Below are 17,674 nucleotides of genomic sequence, written 5' to 3'. Positions count from 1 at the left end.
CGGTGCCCCTTGAGAGCCAGCGGTTCGACGAGCGCCTCTCGTGACGGGACCTGGTCCCTCCGGCAACGTCCCTGAGTACCTCCTCGTGCGCGGCAGCCTCCGATTGCAAAATCGGGCGTCGAAAAATCGCAGAATTGCACGCGCCGAGTTGACACGATCAAAATGCTGATGTAATCGACGTAACCGCGGGGGGCAGTTCGGGTTTCCAGCGCGAGATTTGTGCACCCGAACATGCGTTTCGCGCCGCTCGCGCGCGGGCACCGGATACATAGGGGGCCTAGCCCGCGGCCGCAGCGGATCTGTGCGTCGGCACCGGGGCGGCGACGGCCTCGCCCGAGGCCGGGCACGAACGCAAGATGAGCGAGGTACGAGATGACGTCTGCGGGCCGGCCACGGTGCAAGCACCGCCCGCTTGCCATGGCGCGGGCCTCGACCCCACGAGCGGCTACTGTGAGCCCATGATGCGAGCGTCCTATTCTCGACGACTGAGCTGATCCCGAGATGCTGGCACACGAGAGAATGCAAATGCGATACCATGAATTAGAAGTCGCGCCGCCCGGCCACGCCGACGGCATTTCCACGTACTTGGCCAAGAAGCGCAGCACGCACGGCGCTGACGCGAGCCTGACGGAACAGGAGCTGTCAGCGATCGTTGAGAGAGCGGCCATCTCGTTCGGTGAGTTCTTGACGGCGCTGGGGGTCGACTGGAAGAGCGACCCGAACTCCGCGGACACCCCGAAGAGAGTCGCCACCGCGTACGTCTTCGACCTCTGGAAGGGGCGTTACCAGCCCATGGCCCAGATTACTACATTCCCGGCGGACAATTATAGGGGGCACATCTTCGAAGGCGGGATCGCCCTCAATTCCATGTGCTCCCATCATCATCAGGCGATCGTCGGGCACGTCCATGTCGCCTATGTCCCGGGAGCGAATGGCCGTGTTCTCGGCTTATCGAAGCTCAATCGAATCGTGGAGCACTTCGGAAGGCGGGCGCTCATCCAGGAGCGGCTCACAGTGTCCATCCACAACGGCATCGATAAGGTGTGCGAGGGGAACGAGGGGGTCGCCGTCCTGGTCGACGCCGTGCACAACTGCGTTCGATGCAGAGGGGTGAGGCATCACGACAGCCGCATGAAAACCCACATGTTCTCGGGCCTGTTCAGCGACCCCGCTGGACCGGCGAGGGCCGAGTTCTACGAGCTCATTCGAGGGATCAAGTGACCGTACAGTATATCACCCGCAAGGGCTCGTTTGACTCCGCGCACCGGGTCATGGACGAGAGCTTCAAGTGCTTCAACATTCATGGCCATACGTACCTGTATGAGCTCACGTTCGCCTTCGATCAGGTGCAGCACATCGGGTACGCCATCGACTTCAAGGAGATCAAGCGGGTTGGAGCGACCTGGATCGACGATCTCCTCGATCATGCATCGATCCTCAACCCTCGGGATGCAGACTTCATCACCGCGGTCCATGCCACGCGTAGCAAGTTCTGGCTCATGAGCCTGAACGGCGGCGCTTACTGCAACCCGACCGTAGAGAACATCGCCAAGGAGATATTTCTGGCGATGGAGCTGCTCTTCCAAGCATGGGACCACCTGAAGATTCACCACGTCCGGCTGTACGAGACTCCCAACTGCTATACAGACTGCGGCGCCGACGCGATACACACCGATGAGCGAGGTATGTTTCTCGCGCAGAGGCGCGACGAGCTGACGCTCTTCGCCAAATCGATGGGCAAGATCGATTACGACAGCAGAAAGTCCAGAGCTTCGTCCAAGCAGATAGTCCCGTGATGAGCGTCGAAGATACCACGATGACCGCTGCCAGCCCGCTCTCGGACGTCGAACGGCGACTCTTCCGAAAATCGCTGCTGATACGAGAGACGGAGGAGGCGCTGCTGCGCTTGTACGCAGAGGGCGAGCTGCACGGAACCGTTCATACCTGCATAGGCCAGGAGCTGTCCGGTGCGATCGTGTGCGAGTTCCTCCAGCCAGAGGACTCGATCTTCTCGAACCACCGCTGCCATGGGCATTTCTTGTCGCGCGTCGGGGATGTGACGGGGCTCATCGCGGAGATCCTGGGGAAGGAGCTGGGTGTGTGTGGCGGCAGAGGGGGCAGCCAGCACCTGTGCAAGGACGGCTTCTTCTCGAACGGGATCCAGGGCGGGATAGTACCAGTAGCAGCCGGTCTGGCATTCGCGAGGAAGCTGCTCGATAGCGGCAGTATTTCCGTCGTGTTCATCGGCGACGGAACGCTCGGAGAGGGCGTGCTCTATGAGGTCTTGAACATCGCGTCCAAGTGGAGCCTGCCGCTGCTGATCGTGCTCGAAAACAACTTCTACGCGCAGTCCACGCATCACTCCGAGACGTTGGCGGGCGACATCTGCGAACGAGCGCGCGCCTTCGGGGTGCGATCTGTCAAAGCCGACACCTGGAACTGGCGCGGCTTGTTCGCGGCGGCGGAAGACCTGGCGGGATACACGAGACGCCAGTCGAGGCCGTCGCTGCTGCAGGTCGACACCTACCGGCTGAAGGCGCACTCGAAGGGCGATGACAACAGGGACATCCACGAGATCGAGCACTTCAGGAGCATCGACCCGATCAACGTCGCTCTGCGCGAGCGGGAGGCAGAGCTCGCGCCGGACCTGGCCGAGGTCCGCGAGACGGTCGAACAGGCGATAGCGGCCGCACGGTCAGCGCGCTATCCGTCGCCAACCAGCGCCGCGCGCGCGCCACGGGCGCCGTCCTTCTCGCCGGTACCCGCGAGCCGAGCGGCGCCGCTCCGAATGTCACGCGCGATCAACGATGCGTTCGTGGAGATCATGGAGCGGGACCCGAGGATCTTGTTCATCGGAGAAGACGTCAAGTCACCCTATGGCGGGGCGTTCAAGATCTCCGACGGCCTGTCGGATCGATTTCCGGGTCGCGTGTTCAACACCCCGATCTCCGAGAGCGCGATCGTCGGCATCGGCTGCGGGGTCGCGATGGCAGGATACCGCCCCTTCGTCGAGATCATGTTCGGCGACTTCCTCACGCTGGCGTTCGACCAGATCCTGAACCACGCCGCCAAGTTCAGGTACATGTACAACGAGCAAGTGAGGGTGCCCCTGGTCATCCGAACGCCCATGGGAGCAGGCAGAGGGTATGGCCCGACGCACAGCCAGACGCTGGAGAAGCACTTCATGGGTGTCCCCGGGCTCACGGTGCTGGCGATAAACAACCTGATCGATCCGAAGCTCGTCTATCGCGCGCTCGCCGAGCACCAGGGGGATCCGGTTCTGTTGATCGAGAACAAGGTCCTCTATACGAAGCACGTCCGGAGCGACGCGCCGGCCGGCTTCGAGCGAACGATGTCCGACGAGCCCTTCCCCGCGGTCGTGGTGGCGCCGCGGTCGACCCGCATCGATGTGACGATCTTCGGCTATGGCGGGCTGGGCGACGTACTGGTGGACGTCGCGGACAAGCTCTTCGAGGAGCACGACGTGGTGGCGCAAATCATATGTCCTGTTCAAGTGTTCCCGTTCAGTGTGCTCCCCTACGCCGAGCTGGTGTCGAGGAGCAAGCTGGCGGTCACCGTCGAGGAGGGGCAAGGGTTCGCGGGCTTCGGCGCGGAGGTGGTGGCGCAGCTCGCGGAGCTCAAGGGACCATCGCTGCCGAAGGTCGCGCGCATCGGCCCGCCTAGCGCGACGATCCCGGCGAGCAAGCCGCTCGAAGCGCAGATGTTCCCTGGAATAGACAGCATTGTCGAGCGAATCCTGGAGCTGTTGACGAGCAGCACGGGCACCGCGAGGAGTATGTCACGCTCCTCGTCGCCGGCAGAGGAGAGCTCCTGCCGCTGACGCGCCGTCCCGGCGCCGACGAGGGCGCCCCCAGAAGGATCGAGCCCCAATCATGAAGAGCATCATTCGCCTGACGAAGTTGAGCTCCAACGACGAGACCACACTGATCGCGGAGTGGCTGGCCAAGGACGGCGACTACGTGGCCGCCGAGCAGGTCATCGCGAGGGTGGAAACGTCCAAGGCGACCGTGGACGTCCACAGCGAGGCCTCGGGATACCTGCGGACGCGGTGCAAAGCCGGGGACGAGCTGCCGGTCGGCGCCCCGATCGCCGAGATCTACGCCGAGCGTCGCGAGCTCGAGGCTGCCGTAGCATCGGAGGTAGCGCCCAAGGGCGGGGCCGGGGGCGGGGGGCGAGCCGTCGGAGAGTTGGCGCGGCTCTCGCGGCCAGCGCGGAGATTCCTGGAGCAGAACAACCTCGATCCCGCTCTGCTCAGTCTGCCCGGGCTGGTGAGCGTCGCCGACATCAAGGAGGCCCTCGCCCACGACGGCAGCCGCGAAGAAACGCCGGCCGATCGCGCGTCTTTCACCGGGCCGACGGCGGACGAGCGGGCTCTCTTCGGGGCCATGACGTCAGAGGTGATCAGCCCGTCCAAGCGGCGCGAGATCGATGTGCTCTCGGAGGCGCAGCGAGGAGCCCTTTGCAGCGCGCTGACGGTGCAGTTGATGTCGTCTCCCCTGAGGGAGAGGCTCAAAGGCGATCCCAGCAGCAACGGACAGGTGCTTCCCTATTGCCTGTGGGTCCTGGCGCGGCTGCTCGACGAGCACCCGAAGCTGACGGCCTACTATGACGCAGGGCGAATCCATTATTACAACGAGGTGAATATCGCGCTTGCCGTGGATCTTGGGAAGGGTCTGCGGGTCCCCGTCGTCCGGCATGCGAACAAGCTGAGCCTGAGCGCGATCGAGGCTGCGGTCGCGGACTGCGTGAGCCGGTACGACGAGGACCGGCTCACGCTCGAGGACGTGAGGGGCGCTACCATCACGGTGACCGACCTTTCCGGCCATGACATCTCGCACTTCCAGCCGATGCTGAACCGCCGGCAGTCTGCCGTCCTGGGGATCGGCGGGGACCGAGGTATGCCCGGACATCCCATGTCGTTCACCCTGGTCTTTGATCACCGCGTGCTGACCGGCGCAGAGGTCGCCGAGTTTCTCCGCGCGTTCAAGCAGAAGGTCCTGACGGGGGGCCCGCAGGCCTTTGCCGAGGCCTGCCAGGGGCGCGATGACCGGGGAGCACTAGATTCCGCGGCGTTCGGAGACGTGGGCTCGATCGCCGAGGATGTCGCCACGGTGTGGCGATCGGTCCTCGGGCAGCCGGCAGTAAGCCCATCTGACGATTTCTTCGCGATCGGCGGCGATTCCATGTTGGCCGTTCGAGCGGTATCGCGGGTTGCTCGCCTGCTCTCCATAGAGATCCCGTTGAGATCGCTCTTCGAGAACCCCACGCTCCACGCGTTCGCTCGTTGCGTCTCGGAGCGCGGGAGAGCCCTTAGGCAAGATACATCTCAGCGTGTACCGACGCGATCGGCAGAAGCCCCGGTCGTATCGCTCGTGCAGGAGCGCCTCCTCCAGCTGTGCGTCGACGGGGACCCGTCCGACTACAATCTTTTCCGCGCGTTTCGCCTGAAGGGGAAGGTCGACACTTCTGCGCTGGCGGACAGCGTGCGCTCCCTGATGCGGCGCCACGCGGTCCTCCGGTCGCGGTTCCGACGTGTGGACGGCGCGCCGAGCGTGGTCATCGATGAGAACGCGGAGTTGCCGATCGAGATGATCGACCTGTCCGGTCTACCCGCCGGAGATCGGACCGCGGGCATAGCGAAGGTGTTGCGACGCGAGTCCCGCTGGTCGTGGGACCTGTTCGGCGGCCGGCTGGTCCGGGTGACGCTGGCCGGTCTGGCCCAGGACGAGCACCTCCTGACCGTGTGCGTGCATCATTTGCTCGGGGACGGATGGTCTATCGGCGTTTTGGCCGATGAGCTCTCGATCCTGTACCGCCGAACCCGCGGGGACGAGACCGCGAGCCTGCCAGAGCTTCCGAGCCAGTACTACGACTTCGCGGGCTGGCAACGTCGGTACCTGGAGGGGCGCGTCATGGAACGGCAACTGAATTACTGGAAGCAGAGGATGGCCGGCGCGCCCGCTGCCCTCACCCTGCCGCTGGACGGGCCGCGAGGGGCGAAGCCGACGGGCGTGTCGGTCTCGGAGACTTTCGACATCCCTCGAGAGACAGGTATATTCGATTTGAGCAAGCGTGAGGGGGCTACGCTGTTCACCGTGCTCATATCGGCGTGGGGGGTGGTGCTGTCGAAGTATACGGGCCAAGACGACATCGTCGTTGGCGCTGCTTCGGCGAATAGAGACAAAGAGAGCCTCGAACATCTTATCGGCTTCTTTGCGAATAATTGGCCGCTGCGTATGTCTACCCGCGATGAGATCACGTTCTCATCCTTGCTGAGCTTCGTGCGCGCGAGCACCCACGATGCATACGACAACGTGGACGTCCCTTTTGGCTGCATCGTCGACGCGCTGGCGCCCGACGAAGACCCTAAGGCGCGCCCGCGCGTCTTCCAGGCGATGTTGATCATGCTGCCCAGCGCAGAATTGACATTGCCTGACGTTGAGGTGTCCCCGCTCCATCTGGAGAGCAGCAGCGGCAAAGAGCCTTTCGACGGCTCGGTGCTCGACATGACGCTTTGGGCATCTGTCTCGAAGCGTGGTGTGCACGTGAGCTTGGCTTACAACGTGGATCTGTTCCGAGGAGGTGTGATACGAGCAATGGCTCAATCCTACCTGAAGGTGCTCCGCCGGGTGTCCGTGGATCCTCAGGTGACGCTTGCGCGTTTGAAAGAAATCTGTGTCTGAGTGGCACATTTCGGCAGCGGTCGATGCAACAGTACGTTGTAGCGTGTCGTGCGCCGGAGGTTGTTCAACCTCGTACCTGTGAGATCCTATGCGACTCGACGAATTGTACGCGCAGGCCCGTAATGCGCTCCATAGATTCGACCTCGATGGCTGTGTGGACTCTTGCGATCGAGCGCTGTGCGAGATGGGGCAACCAGATACATCGACCGCCGACGGTCGCCTCGAGTTCATCTACCTGCTTCTGCTGGCGCACGATATGCTGGATGGAGGCTCGGCGCCCATCCTCGACGGGAAATACACGCAGGGCGACTTGTTCGCGTGGACGGACGCCCTGCCGGCACGAGCGGATCGCCTCGATACACTCGTGAAGGTGAAGGTCTTAAAGGGCAACTGGCTCTCACGCACGAAGTCAGCGCTCGATGCCATCCAAGCGATGGGGGAAGCGCTCGCCCTGGCTCAGACGGGCTGTGCGCCGCTCGTCCTGGCGCTCGCCACGGCTGAGCTTGGGCACAAGACCATGAAGGTCGACCTGCGACGCGGAGCCGAGCTGGCTCGAGCGGCGTTCGATATTGTGAGCCGGTGCGCGCCCCAGGGTGCCATGTCTATGGAGTCCCAGCGCCACGTTGCCACGATCCATGCCATCCGAGGGATCTGCGAATTCGACATGGGCTACTACGAGACGTCCATCGATTACCTATCTCGAGCTCATCGAGCGAGCGTGAGCCTCGGGCTGAGGGGCGATATCGCCGTGGCCTGCAATTACCTTGCCCAGGTCTACGTCGCGCTCGGAGAGTTTGAGTCGGCGGAGTCGGTGCTCGTCAGCGCGATCGAGCGCTTCGACCGAGGCGGCGTGCCACACGCTTGGAACGCGAACAACCGGGCGCTCCTGGGGAAGCTGTACCTCGAATGGGGCAAGATCGACGCCGCGCACGAGCACCTGATCTCCGGTTTGCGCGAGAGCAATGCGATGCGCAGCCTTCCGTTGATCACTCTCGTACGGAACTACCACGCGGAATTTCTGATGCTGCGCGCGACGACCAAGAACGAACGGGATCTTCTACTCGCCGAAGAGCTCTTACGTGAGAACATCGAGGAGTGCCATCGGACCGGTATCTATCGGAGTCAAATCCTCTCCCTCTCGTTGCTTGGCCAGCTGTTCCTGGCTCGAGGGGACGACGCGCAGGCGATCCGGTCCAGCGAGGCCGCTGTCGAGATGCTGACGGGCATGGGATGGTTGCCGGCCCTCCGGGCTCAGGAGATCTACTATAATCACCACGTCGTACAGACGAGGCTCGGGGACCTGGAGCAGGCAGCGCGCTGGCTCGGGACGGCTTTCGATACGGTCCTCGACATCGCGAGCAGGATCAACGACGAGGCGCGTCGGAGGTCATTCCTGGGGCGAGTTCGGATCAATGAGACCATAATCCGTGAGCGCACTCAGGCGACGTCGCTCGTGACGGCGCCGAGCTGACGCATGTCGATTGGCTATCGTGGAGAAGCATGATGGGTATCGGAGATTCGGTGCCGCAGCGCACGGGCAAGGTCGCGCTGATCACAGGCGCGGCGCGCAGGGTGGGAGCGGTCATCGCGAGGGTGCTGCATGCAGAAGGCTTCAACATCGCTGTGCACTATCACTCCTCGCGTTCCGAAGCCGAGCAGCTCGTCGGGGAGCTCAATTCGGCGCGCGGGGGCTCGGCGAGTCTGATTTGTGCCAAGCTGGATGACCGCTCCAGCATATCGAGCGTCGTGAGCTCCACCGTCCGCGACTGGGGGCGCCTGGATGTGCTGGTGAACAACGCCTCGACGTACTATCCGACCCGCGTCGAGACGGCTACCGAGCGAGAGTGGGACGACTTGGTCGACGTCAACTTGAAGGTCCCGTTCTTCATGGCGCAGGCGGCTCTGCCTTGGCTGCGTGAGTCGAGAGGCTGTATCGTCAATCTCGTGGACGTTAATGCCAAGAGGCCTCTCAAGGGGTATCCGATCTATTGCGCCGCGAAGGCAGGGCTCGTCAGCCTGACGGAGGCGTTGGCCCTCGAGTTGGCCCCCGAAATTCGTGTAAACGGCGTTGCCCCTGGAACCGTGATGTGGCCGGAGAAACAGAACGCCTTGAATGAGGTCGAGCAGCGCATGGCTCTTGCGAAGATTCCTCTGGGACGGATAGGATCTTGCGCGGATGTCGCCGATGCCGTGCGGTATCTCGTACTGGCGGACTACGTGACAGGGCACATCGTCACAGTGGACGGCGGGGTCCTGCTGACCTGATGGTGATATGTGACGTCCGGAACGGTAGGCGCACGGCAGAACGGCGGCTCGGGTCGGAGCAGAGGGAGTAAGACTTGCGGCGCAAGGGGATAACGGCGGCTGTCGCCATCGGAAGCAATCTCGGCGACACGTACGGGTACCTGCTGGATGCAGAGAAGCATCTGCTGGCGTTGAGAGGCAGCGAGAACTTCAGGTTCAGCCCGATCTACCGGACCGTCGCCGTGGACAGCGCCGGCTCGCCGGACTATCTGAACGCGGCGGTCGCGTTCGAGACATCGCTGGAGCCGGGCGAGCTGCTGTCGGAGCTGCTCGGAATCGAGGCTCGCAATGGCAGGGAGCGCCCGTTCCGCAACGCACCAAGGACGCTCGATCTGGATCTGTTGTTGTATGGCGAAGAGCTCATCTCCGAGCCCGCCCTGATCGTCCCCCACCCGAGGCTGCATGAGCGCTTTTTTGCCTTGACGCCGCTGTGTGATCTGCTCCCCGACGCAATGCATCCCGGCCTGGGGACCACGATCCGGGCGCTGGAGCGGCGTCTGGGAGAGCTGCATGCGAAGGACGCCTGCGCATCCAGGTGCGAGCTGACGTTCATGTCGAATCGCGCTGGGTGAGAGTGAGGGGGTCGGCGGTCCGCCCCGGGCCACGTCTCGTGGGGCGTCTGGTGACGCGCGCGACGAGGGGCACGGCGCAGTCCTGATGGACCGTCGGCATGCTGGAGCGACGGGGCCGCGCCGCGGCGCTAGATGTCGAAGTCGAGGATGCTCGAATCCAGCTCGGAGCCGCCGACCGCGGGGGAGCCCTGCTGGGACGGCGAGGCGACGCGCAGCCTCGGCGCCTCGATCGCCACGCGCTGGCCGCCGGCGACGCTCTTCGTCAGGAACACCGAGCCGCCCACCACGCTCCCCTGCCCCAGCACCGTCTTTCCGCCGAGCACGGTGGCGTTCGCGTAGATGGTGACGTCGTCCTCCACCGTGGGGTGGCGCTTCAGGCCGCGCGCGCCCCGCGAGTGCTGGGGCAAGGACAGGGCGCCGAGCGTCACGCCCTGGTAGAGCTTGACGTGCGCGCCGATGTCGGTGGTCTCGCCGATGACGACGCCGGTCGCGTGATCGATGAAGAAGCTGTCGCCGATGTTGGCGCCCGGGTGGATGTCGGCGCCCGTCCGCGTGTGCGCCCACTCGCTCATGATCCGGGGCATGAGCGGCACGCCGAGCAGGTACAGCTCGTGCGCGACCCGGTGCACCGTCACGGCGAGCAGGCCCGGATAGGCCAGGATGATCTCGTCCATCGAGGCCGCCGCCGGGTCGCCGTCGTAGGCCGCCTGCACGTCGAGCAGGAGGCGCCGCCGGACGTCCGGCAGCCGGCTCACGAACGCCCGCGCCACGTCGCGCCCCCGCTGCCGGCACTTCGGGACGTCGAGGCGCCCCGCGTCCACCGCCTCGTCCTGGAAGCAGAGGCAGCGCTCGATCTGCCGCTCCAGCTTGTCCCGCAGCGTCGAGACCAGCGTGCCCACGTGGTAAAGCAGGTCCTCGTCCGACAGGTCCTGCCGCCCGTGGTAGCCCGGGTAGAAGATCTGGAGCAGGAGATCGATGATGTCCGTGATCTCCTGGCGCGACGGGGTGAAGCGCTTGTTGATGTGATGCCCGCGCGGATCTTCGCGGTAGCTCGAGATCAGCGCATCGACGATGCCGTGCAGGTCGCCCGACGTCTGGGCAGAGGCAGCGTCACATTCCTTGCTCACGTCGACCTCACGAGGCCTTCATCGCCTCGACCTCCGCGAACATCCCTTCGAAGAGGGGCCCGGAGAGGTACCGCTCGCCGGCGTCCGGCAGGATGGCCACGATGGTCTTGCCTTCCCACTTCGGATCCCGCGCGAGCCGGCTCGCCGCGACCATCGCGGCGCCGCAGGAGACGCCGCACAGGATGCCCTCCTCGCGCGCCAGGCGCCGCGACATGGCGATCGACTCGTCGTTGGAGACCGCCTCGACCTGATCCACGAAGGAGAGGTCGAGGTTTTTGGGGACGAAGCCGGCGCCGATGCCCTGGATCTTGTGGGGCGACGGGGTGAGCGGCTGGCCGGCGAGCGTCTGCGCGATGACCGGCGAGTGGACCGGCTCCACGGCCACCGAGTGGAGCGCGCGGCCGCGGACGCGCTCGAAGTAGCGGCTGACGCCGGTCAGCGTGCCGCCGGTGCCCACGCCCGAGACGAGGACGTCGACGTTGCCGCCGGTGTCGTCCCAGATCTCGGGGCCGGTCGTGGTCTCGTGGATGGCGGGGTTCGCCGGGTTCTCGAACTGCCGCATCAGCACGTAGCGGCCGGGGTCCGAGGCGGCCAGGGCCTCGGCCTTGGCGATGGCGCCGTTCATCCCCTGGGAGCCCGGCGTCAGGAGGAGCTTGGCCCCGAGGGCCACGAGCACCTTGCGCCGCTCCATGCTCATCGTCTCGGGCATCGTCAGCACGCACTCGAGGCCGCGCGAGGCGGCGGCGAAGGCCAGCGCGATGCCGGTGTTGCCGCTGGTCGCCTCGACGATCGCCTTGCCGGGGCCGAGCGCGCCCCGCTTCTCGGCCTCCCAGACCATGGCCGCGCCGATGCGGCATTTGACCGAGTACGCCGGGTTCCGCCCCTCGATCTTCGCCAGCACGATGGCGCCGCCGCCGTCGGTCACCCGGCGGATGCGAACGAGCGGCGTGCGGCCGATGCTCTGGGTGTTGTCTTCGTAGACGTGGGGGAAGTTGGTCATGGTGGGCCGTGAGGGTGGGAGGAGGGGAAAGGAGATCCAGAGGCGCCCCGCGCTGTCAAGGCCCACGTTCGCCCCGCCCCTCGCCGCGCCAGATTTCCAGAGCGCGGCGCGGTGTTGCCGGCGCGCCCCAGCGCCCGCTCGCCCGCCAGGCGCCCGCGCCGCGCGCGACCGCTCGCCGGCCGTTGGACGTGCAACCGATGGACGTGCAACGGACCCGTTGGAGATCCAACGGCTTGCGAGGCCCGTCGCGCGGGCGCCAGACGGGTGGACGTCAGTCCGTTCATGGCCAGTTCACACCGTGAAGCCGCGAATTCGAGTACGCGCGAAGCGCGGTAGACGCAAAGGCCTTCGGTCGCGAAGTAAGGTGATTGCCTGAGGACTCGGCTGACCATCTCCATGGTACGACGTCGGACCAGGTCCACCTTCTTGACGCGCGCGAACGCGAACTTATCTTGCTGAATTTCGCGCTTGCCCTTCGTGGCATAGGCCTCGCATCATGGCTGAGCATGTTCCCCGCAGAGCCCCACCGCGCGGAGGCCCAACTGCTTCACGACGAGGATGTACCCACTTTAATTTTCCGCCGTCCCCCGGCATCGCTTGCGGGCATGGCGATGCCGGTCGAGTCGGCGGCTCCGGTCGATGCGACGCCCGCCGAGGCGGCTCCGGTCGAGGCCGCGCCGGTGCGGCGTTCCATGTCGCGCCTGATCGCGCTGAGCGCGGGGGCGGGCCTGGGCTTTGCGGCGGTGCTGGGCGCGCTCGTCTCGCTGCAGCTCGGGGCTGCGGGCGTCGATCTCCGCGGGGGCTCGGCGATCCAGCCTGCGGCGGCGGCGGCTGTCCTGCGCTCCACCGGGGCGGCGGCGCGGGTCGAGGCGCGGGCGAAGGTGGCGGCGCCGGTCCAGGCGCAGGCGGCGGCGCCGATCATCGATCTCGACGCTCGTGCCGACGCGACGCTCGATCGCTCGGCGGTGATCCCGATCCCCGACGGGATCATCACCATCCCCTCGTCGTTCTCCTCGGCGGATGGGGCTTACGACCTGGTGGTCCATTTCCACGGGATCAACGATGTCGTCCAGGCGGGGTTCGAGCGGGCCGGGCTCAATGCGGTCGTGATGATCATCAACATGGGCATCAGCTCGGCGGCGTATGAGACTCGGTTCTCGATCCGCTCCTACCTGCCGGTGCTCCTCGCGAAGGCGCAGACCGCGGTCGAGGCGCGCGGGTTGCGCGACGCCCGGCTCAGGCGCGTCGCGCTCTCGGCGTTCAGCGCGGGGTACGGCGCGGTTCGCGGGCTCCTGAACCAGCCCGGGTTCGCCGACAAGGTCGACGCCGTCCTTCTCCTGGACGGCATCCATACCGGGTACATGCCGATCGACCACAGCCTGGACATGGAGCGTCTCAAGCCGTTCGGGCGCTTCGCCGAGCTGGCGGCCGCCGGCAAGAAGCTCATGTCGATCACGCATTCGGAGATCACCCCGGTGGGCGATTACGCCGGCACGCACGAGAGCACGGACGCTCTCCTCAAGCTCACGGGGGCGCAGCGCTCGCCGAGCGCCGGCGCCGATGCGCAGGCGGTCTACGACCTGACGGGGACGTCGGGCGAGGCGAAGCCCCGGTTCGTTCCGCTGTCGGAGGCGCACCGGGGCGCGTTCCACGTGCGCGGCTATCCAGGCACCCAGAAGCCGGATCACGTGCGACATCTCACCCGCATGGCGGAGACGGCCGTGCCCGATCTGGTGCGCCACTGGAGCGAGACCCCCGCGCTGTGACGGGCGGAGCGCGCGTGCTGGGCGCGCGCCCTCGATTCAGCACGACGAGCCGAGCGACCATGACGGCAGGCGTGACACGGATCATCTGCACGCATGGGGACGTTCCCTCGCCAAGCCTCAAGTCCGTCCTGTCTCAAGCCGAAGCGTCCGTGCAGCCCTGAGCAGCTGTTCAATCCAGGCTCGTGACGAGCGTGGAAACACATCGCTGTCCGGGACCTCGTGTATCCCGCGACCCAGCGCGTCTCGCTGCCCAGGAGCGCAACCCGCGCCAGGCGCGTCGCGAAGCCGCGAGCGTGGCAGTTCGCCTCATTCTGGGGCGCGTATGCCGAGCTCAGCCAGACACGTGACGAGATAAGGAGCCGGGGCGCAGATCGCATTCCGGTATCGAAATTGCTTTGCCGCCAAAAAAAGGCGGTGCGCGACGATGGTCGGACAGAGACAAGCGCGAAGCGCGGCGCGGCGGACTCAGGACGAGCGGCCCCTACCCCCGACAGCCCGCCGCAGACGCGGCGCGAGCTCGACGGACGTGGACGTCCTGCGCTCGTCCGCCGCGAAGGGACAAACGGACGGCGCCGCCGCGGCCCCGCGCCGGACGCTGACCTACGCGGATGCGCTCGATGGCGCCCGGAGAGGGACGTTCCCGGACGAGGTCGAACCCCAGCTCGCGACGCTCGTCACCGGGCCTCCCCAGGGCGAAGGGTGGCTCTACGAGGTCAAGTTCGACGGTTACCGGATGCTCGCGCAGCTCCGCGGCGGCCGCGTGACGCTCCTGACCCGCCGCGGCCAGGACTGGACCGAGCGGTTCGCGAGCGTGCGCGACGACCTCGCCCGATTGCCAGCCCGGGAAGCCGTGCTGGACGGCGAGATCGTCATCGTCGGGCCCGATGGCGTGACCGATTTCCAGGCCCTGCAGAACGCGCTCAGCGACGGAAATGATGGGCGCGAGGGGCGCCTCATGTACTTCGTGTTCGACCTGCTCTACCTGGACGGCCGCGATCTCCGCGACTGCGCGCAGGTCACCCGCAAACGGGCGCTCAAGGCGCTGCTGGAGGAAGCGCCGGAGGAAGGGACGCTGCGCTACACGGAGCACCTCGAGGAGGACGGCGCCGCCGTGTTCCAGCACGCGTGCAAGCTCGGGATCGAGGGCGTCATCGCGAAGCGCCCGGAGGCTCCCTACCGGAGCGGGCGCGGGAACAGCTGGCTCAAGGTGAAGTGCGGCAAGCGCCAGGAGTTCGTGATCGTCGGATTCACCGAGCCGTCCGGGGCCCGCCAGGGGCTCGGGGCCATCCTCGTCGGCGTGAACAGATTAGGCAAGCTCGCCTACGCCGGAAAGGTCGGCACGGGCTTCACGAGCAAGACGCTCACGACCCTGCGCAGCCGTCTCGAGTCGATCGAGCGCGCCAAGCCGGCGTTCGCAGGGGCGCCGCGCATGCGCGGCGTGCACTGGGTCGAGCCCAAGCTCCTCGCCGAGGTCCAGTTCTCCGCCTGGACGCGCGACGGGCGGCTGCGGCACCCGTCGTTCGAGGGCCTCCGCGAGGACCGCACCCCGGAGTCGGTCATCGTCGAGCGCGAGCAGCCCCCGCCGGCGCCGCCGCCCCGCAAGGCGGCCGGCGCGTCGAGCAAGGCGGCAACCGCGGCCAGGAGCAAGGGGGCGAGCGCGGCAGCCGGCAAGGCGGTGAGCGCGGCCGCGCGCAGGGCCGCGGGCACGACGCCCGGCAAGGCGGCCGGGGCGGCGGCGATCGAGGCGTCGGGCAAGGCGCCTCGCGGCGGCCGGGGCGGCGCCGACAGGATCGAGGTCGCGGGAACGCGGCTGACGAACCCCGACAAGGTGCTCTATCCAGCGCAGGGGATCACGAAGCTCGCTCTCGCCCGGTATTACGCGCAGGTCGCCGAGCACATGCTGCCCTATGTCGCAAAGCGGCTGCTGACGCTGGTCCGCTGCCCCGCGGGCCAGGGCAAACCGTGCTTCTTTCAGAGGCACGAGGCCGAGGGGCTCTCGGAGGCCATCCGGCGGACGCTCGTCGAAGAGGACGACGGAAAACGAACGTATCTCTACATCGAGAGCACGGAAGGGCTGGTGTCGCTCGTGCAGATGGGGGCGCTCGAGATGCACATCTGGGGGAGCCGCGTCGACCGGATCGAGCAGCCGGACATGATGGTCTTCGACCTCGACCCGGCGCCGGAGCTCCCCTGGGAGCGCGTGGCGGAGGCCGCGAAGACCGTGCGGCGCCTCCTGGAGACGCTGGGGCTGCGGAGCTTCGTCAAGACGACCGGCGGCAAAGGGCTCCACGTGGTGGTCCCGATCGAGGCGCGCAGGCGCTGGGACGAGGTGAAGCCGTTCACGAAGGCCGTGGCCGACGCGCTCGTGCGCTTCGATCCGGCGCGGTACATCGCGACGCTCTCGAAGGCCAAGCGCACCGGCAAGGTCTTCGTCGACTACCTGCGGAACGGGCGCGGCGCGACCGCCGTGGCGCCGTACTCGACCCGCGCGCGCCCCGGCGCAGCGGTGGCGACGCCGCTCTCGTGGGACGAGCTCGACGCGCCGCTCGATCCCGCCTCGTTCACCATCGAGACCGTGCCGCAGCGCCTCGCGACCATCGCAGATCCGTGGGCCGAGCTCCCGACCGTGCGGCAGTCCATCACCAGCGCCATGATGAAGCAGGTCGGGCTCTGACCTCCTCCCGACGTCCCCGGCAAACCCAGGAGCCGGTGAGCACACCGAAGAAGAGAGACACCTGCGACACAACGAATGTACCTTTCACTGACGTTATGTTCAGCGGGGTCGTAATATCGCAAGGTGGCGGCGTGCGCTTGGTTGACGATGCCGCGGGCGCGCTGCATCGTCCCCTGCGTCTGTCATGGCCAAGGATCGGGACTCCAGCGCGCTGGCGGAAATTGCAGAGCGACTCCACCAGTTCGACGGTGAGCCGCTGCGGGTCGCGTTTCTGGCGCGCGGCATCGATGCGCTCACCCAGATCGCCGAGCGGCTCGATCAGCGCGAGCTCGGCGAGGTCGTCGCGTCGCCCAGCAACGCGGACGCCCTGGTGACGGCGCTCACGCAGCCGAGCGCCGTGGGCCTCTTCTCCGCTGCGGATCCGCTCACGCCGGCCCGCCTCCGCGGCCTCCAGGCGAGGGACGCGCTCCTCGCCGCCGAGGGGGGCACGCTCACCGCCGAGGAGGCCGGCGAGGCGCTCCACCTCTCGCCGCAGGCCATCGAGGCGCGGCGCGCAGCCGGGAGGCTGCTGGCCGTGAGCACCGGCCGTCGGGGGCACCTCTTCCCTGCATGGCAGTTCGCGGACGACGGGGTGCTGCCGGGGCTGGAGGAGATCCTGGCCCTGCTCGACGACCACCCCGCGCTGGCGAAGGTCCGGTTCTTCCTCTCCGGCAACCACCGCCTCGACGGGGATCGGCCGCTCGACCGGCTCCGCCGCGGCGACCTGGATCCGGTGCGGCTCGCCGCGCGCGCGTTCGGCGAGCACGGCGCGGCCTGAGAGCGCGCCGCGCAGCCGACATGACGACGACGATCGGGCCGCATCCGGACCCGCCTTTCGACTTCGCGACGAGGCCGCTTCCCATCACGATCTTCCGGCGGTGCTGGTTCCGGATCCACCGGCTCGCGCGCGATCCGCTGTACTTCGGCCGCTCGGGCGACAACCGCTTCGACGCCCCGGCCGGCGAGTTCGGGGTGCTGTACGCCGGGAAGGACGAGCATTGCTCGTTCATCGAGGTGTTCGGCCACGCGACCGGCGTGCGCTTCGTGGAGCAAGGCGAGCTCGCCGCGCGCGGGCTCGCGCGCATCGCGCCGAGGCGCCCGCTGCGGCTCGTGAACCTCACGGGAGAGGGGCTCGCGCGCCTCGGGGCCGACGCCCGCTTGACCTCCGGCGAATCCTACGGGGCCGCGCACCGGTGGGCGCTCGCGATCCACGATCATCCGAGGCGACCCGACGGCATCGCCTATGCCGCGCGCCACGATCCGAGCCGCGTCTGCGCCGCCCTCTTCGAGCGCGCCAGCGCGGAGCTCTCGGTGACCCGGCTCGGCTCCCTCGCGGATCCGGCGCACGCGGCGCTCCTCGCCAGGATCCTGGAGACCTACAAGTTCGGGCTCGTCTGAGCATCGACGAGCGGGGACGGCCGCGCGGCGACCGAGGCGCTCTGCCGCACGGCGGCGCCGGGCGCGGCGTGGGCGCGCCCGGCGGGAGCC

13 protein-coding genes are annotated in these 17,674 nt (G+C 67.0%); 11 read left to right on the top strand and 2 right to left on the bottom strand.

The annotated features are described in order from the left end of the window. The first annotated feature begins 501 nt into the window (after positions 1-501). From folE to folK, 7 genes are all read left to right on the top strand, one after another. Positions 502-1,221, top strand: coding sequence for a GTP cyclohydrolase I (gene folE, locus NQZ70_RS22060; RefSeq protein WP_207217917.1), 720 nt, complete (start codon positions 502-504; stop codon positions 1,219-1,221). Beyond that, positions 1,218-1,796 carry a 6-carboxytetrahydropterin synthase gene (locus NQZ70_RS22055; RefSeq protein ID WP_129575960.1) on the top strand — a complete coding sequence of 193 codons (579 nt, stop codon included), beginning with the start codon at positions 1,218-1,220 and terminating at the stop codon, positions 1,794-1,796. Before folE ends, NQZ70_RS22055 begins: the two co-directional genes overlap by 4 nt. Continuing rightward, positions 1,796-3,841: an alpha-ketoacid dehydrogenase subunit alpha/beta gene (locus NQZ70_RS22050; protein WP_165374097.1), complete on the top strand. Its 2,046-nt coding sequence runs from the start codon at positions 1,796-1,798 to the stop codon at positions 3,839-3,841. Before NQZ70_RS22055 ends, NQZ70_RS22050 begins: the two co-directional genes overlap by 1 nt. Before the next feature lie 52 nt (positions 3,842-3,893). Continuing rightward, positions 3,894-6,704, top strand: coding sequence for a condensation domain-containing protein (locus tag NQZ70_RS22045; protein WP_129575959.1), 2,811 nt, complete (start codon positions 3,894-3,896; stop codon positions 6,702-6,704). Between the two features lie 88 nt (positions 6,705-6,792). Then, complete coding sequence (locus NQZ70_RS22040; protein ID WP_129575958.1) at positions 6,793-8,175, top strand: tetratricopeptide repeat protein; 1,383 nt, start codon at positions 6,793-6,795, stop codon at positions 8,173-8,175. 29 nt (positions 8,176-8,204) lie between these two features. Next, on the top strand, positions 8,205-8,969 hold the full coding sequence (locus tag NQZ70_RS22035; RefSeq protein WP_207217916.1) for a pteridine reductase: 765 nt from the start codon (positions 8,205-8,207) through the stop codon (positions 8,967-8,969). A gap of 74 nt (positions 8,970-9,043) precedes the next feature. Further along, entirely contained in the window at positions 9,044-9,580 is a 537-nt protein-coding gene (gene folK / locus NQZ70_RS22030) for a 2-amino-4-hydroxy-6-hydroxymethyldihydropteridine diphosphokinase (protein WP_207217915.1), read from the top strand. A 128-nt stretch (positions 9,581-9,708) separates the two neighbouring features. Here folK and NQZ70_RS22025 read toward each other — a convergent pair whose 3' ends face one another. Beyond that, on the bottom strand, positions 9,709-10,707 hold the full coding sequence (locus NQZ70_RS22025; protein ID WP_129575956.1) for a serine O-acetyltransferase: 999 nt from the start codon (positions 10,705-10,707) through the stop codon (positions 9,709-9,711). Positions 10,708-10,714: 7 nt separating this feature from the next. Beyond that, the gene (gene cysK / locus NQZ70_RS22020) at positions 10,715-11,707 is read right to left on the bottom strand and encodes a cysteine synthase A (protein WP_129575955.1); all 993 of its coding nucleotides are present in this window, start codon (positions 11,705-11,707) and stop codon (positions 10,715-10,717) included. Positions 11,708-12,213: 506 nt separating this feature from the next. Here cysK and NQZ70_RS22015 point away from each other — a divergent pair. The 4 genes from NQZ70_RS22015 to NQZ70_RS22000 all read left to right on the top strand — a co-directional run bounded on the left by NQZ70_RS22015 (position 12,214) and on the right by NQZ70_RS22000 (position 17,584). Continuing rightward, a complete protein-coding gene (locus NQZ70_RS22015; RefSeq protein ID WP_237245509.1) occupies positions 12,214-13,473 on the top strand; it encodes a hypothetical protein in 1,260 nt (419 codons plus the stop codon). Positions 13,474-13,999: 526 nt separating this feature from the next. Further along, positions 14,000-16,147: a DNA ligase D gene (ligD, locus tag NQZ70_RS22010; RefSeq protein ID WP_129575954.1), complete on the top strand. Its 2,148-nt coding sequence runs from the start codon at positions 14,000-14,002 to the stop codon at positions 16,145-16,147. Between the two features lie 184 nt (positions 16,148-16,331). Continuing rightward, on the top strand, positions 16,332-16,964 hold the full coding sequence (locus NQZ70_RS22005) for a hypothetical protein (protein ID WP_129575953.1): 633 nt from the start codon (positions 16,332-16,334) through the stop codon (positions 16,962-16,964). A 20-nt stretch (positions 16,965-16,984) separates the two neighbouring features. Further along, a complete protein-coding gene (locus NQZ70_RS22000) occupies positions 16,985-17,584 on the top strand; it encodes an RES family NAD+ phosphorylase (RefSeq protein WP_129575952.1) in 600 nt (199 codons plus the stop codon). Positions 17,585-17,674 lie beyond the last annotated feature (90 nt).

It is taken from the genome of Sorangium sp. So ce836 (assembly GCF_028553905.1).
Lineage (GTDB): Bacteria > Myxococcota_A > Polyangia > Polyangiales > Polyangiaceae > Sorangium > Sorangium cellulosum_D.
This window is presented reverse-complemented; position numbering and strand designations above follow the sequence as displayed.